This window comes from Nostoc sp. DedQUE12b (genome assembly GCF_034530835.1).
Taxonomy (GTDB): Bacteria; Cyanobacteriota; Cyanobacteriia; order Cyanobacteriales; family Nostocaceae; genus Nostoc.
This window is the reverse complement of the sequence record NZ_JAVRCI010000069.1, coordinates 34,157-36,715: the sequence shown is the minus strand read 5'-3', so window position 1 is coordinate 36,715 and position 2,559 is coordinate 34,157. Positions and strand designations below refer to the sequence as shown.

The 2,559-nt window shown below is 43.0% G+C and carries 1 protein-coding gene; it reads right to left on the bottom strand.

The features are described 5' to 3' along the window. On the bottom strand, nt 1–2,559 hold a 2,559-nt coding region (locus tag RMY16_RS25620; protein WP_322738714.1), incomplete at both ends, for a WD40 repeat domain-containing protein.

Here is a 2,559-nt window from a genome sequence, read left to right as displayed (position 1 = left end):
GACGTTAATGATCCAATGGCTATGACCAGTAAGGGTTTTGAGGATCTGACCACTGCTGATATCCCAAATTTTGACGGTTTTGTCAGCACTAGCAGAAGCTAACTGTTGTCCGTTGGGGCTGTAGGTAGCGCTAATGACCCTATCGCTATGACCAATAAAGGTTTTAAAGAGTTGACCACTACTGATATCCCAGATTTTTATACTCTTGTCATCACTAGCAGAAACTAACTGTTGTCTATTGGGGCTGTAGACAATGCTATTGACCTCTTTACTATGACCAGTCAGGGATTTGAACAGTTGACCACTACTGACATCCCAGATTTTGACAGTCTTGTCATAACTAGCGGAAGCTAACTGTTGTCCATTGGAACTGTAGGCGACGCTATAGACTCTACCGCTATGCCCAGTAAGGGATTTGAGGAGTTTTTTACTGTTAACATCCCAAATTTTGATGGTGTTGTCATCACTAGTAGAAGCTAGCTGTTGTCCATCACGGCTGTAGGCAACACTAAAGACAACACTGCTATGACCAATCGAGGATTTGAAGAGTTTGCCACTGTTGACATCCCAGATTTTGACAGTCTTGTCATAACTAGCGGAAGCTAACTGTTGCCCATTCGGGCTGTAATCTATGCTCATGACTACATTACTATGACCAGTAAGGGATTTGAGGAGTTTTTTACTGTTGACATCCCAGATTTTGATGGTGTTGTCAGCACTAGCGGAAGCTAACTGTTGTCCATTGGGACTGTAGGCGATGCTATTGACTTCTTTACTATGACCAATTAGGGATTTGAGAAGTTTGCCACGGCTGACATTCCAGATTTTGATAGTGTTGTCACGACTAGAAGAAGCTAATTGTTTTCCATTAGGGCTGTAAGCGACGCTTTTAACCTCATCGCTATGACCAGTCAGGGTTTTGAGGAGTTTTTGACTGTTAACATCCCAGAATTTGATGGTGTTGTCACGACTAGCAGAAGCTAACTGTTGTCCATTGGGGCTGTAGGCGACACTAATGACTTCTTTGCTATGACCAGTCAGGGATTTGAGAAGTTTGCCACTGCTGACATCCCAGATTTTAATGGTGTTGTCATCACTAGCAGAAGCTAACTGTTGTCCATCAGGGCTGTAGGCGACGCTTCTGACCGCGCTGCTATGACCTTCTAAAGTATTTACCTCTATGGCACGGTTTTCTTTTGGCTCGTTTGGCTTTAAATAAACTGCTTGCTGTAAAGTTGCCACAGTTTGCATTCGGATATCGCTTCTGTGCTGTGCCCAAATTGTATGCTTGAGTTTGTTACTTGCCCTTAAAGCTGCTATTAAAGCATCTGGATGTTGTCCAGAAACAGCAAAGGCTTCAGAAGAATTATTGATGGCGTTAATTAGATGAACATTTGCCTCTACTGTCCACTGGAATGTTACCACTGCTAGTCCAGCAAATCCTAAACCTGCGGCGATGGAACCAAAAAGGGCGCGTTTGAAAACACGATTAAGTTTTACTTCACTTTGTTTTCTTTGTTCTCGTTCTTTTTCCAGTTCCGCCATCACCTGCTTTAACTTCGGTTCCTGTTGCTGGCGGATAAAGGTGGCGATGTAGTCATGTACCAGTTGATAACGGTCTGCGGGGTTTTCTGGTAGCAAAACCACCAAGCCGGATTGGACAAAAATTTCTAATATTAAATCTAATTTGCTAATTTCAGAAGCTTGTTCCGCCCTAGTTTTTGATCCCCCCGCCTGTGGCGACCCCCTTAAAAAGGGGGTGAAAGAAACTAAGCCCTCCTTTTTAAGGGGGGTTGGAGGAATCTCCGAGAAATACGGCATCAAATCGCGTTCCAACTCAGCGCGAGTTTTTAACGGGCGAGTTCCTTTTTCATCGGTGAGCAAATACAGTAATACTTCTGCTGCTTGCTGATTTTCAACACCGCAATCATTAACAACTTCATCTAAATAACGCTTAACCAATTCGTCCTTAGTACCACGCTGCCGATATTCTGCCAGAGTTATAATATTCTCCGTTTGCAGTTGCGCCCCCACAACCTGCAACTCAATGGGACGAACTTCACCCAATTCTCCGGCTAAATCTTGCACCAATTGTTCAATTAAAGCACATTCCAAGCGGAAACTAGTATTTTCAGTTAAACGCTGGATAATTGACTTCGCATCAGCACGCGAGAAATTCCCCAACTTGTAAAGCACATTATTACTGAGAATGTCATTGCCAATAATCTTGAGACTGGACAAATCATTGCACTCTAGCAAGTAATGAATGTAATCTACCCGCAGCGATAAGATAACTTTCACCGATAGAACATTCAGACACTCTCCCAGAAACTCAAAGAATTGCTTTCTTTGTGCAGGTTCAGTGTAAACAAAGAAAAATTCCTCAAATTGATCAAAAATTAGCACTGTGCGGAGGTTGCGCTGTTCGTTTTCTTTAAGTTTGGATATTAAATATTGTGGAGTTCCGAGTTCTGAGGATGAAAGTTGACCTTCTGAGGGTGAACGTTGACCTTCTGAGGGTGAAAGTTGACCTTCTGAGGGTGAAAGTTGACCTTCTGA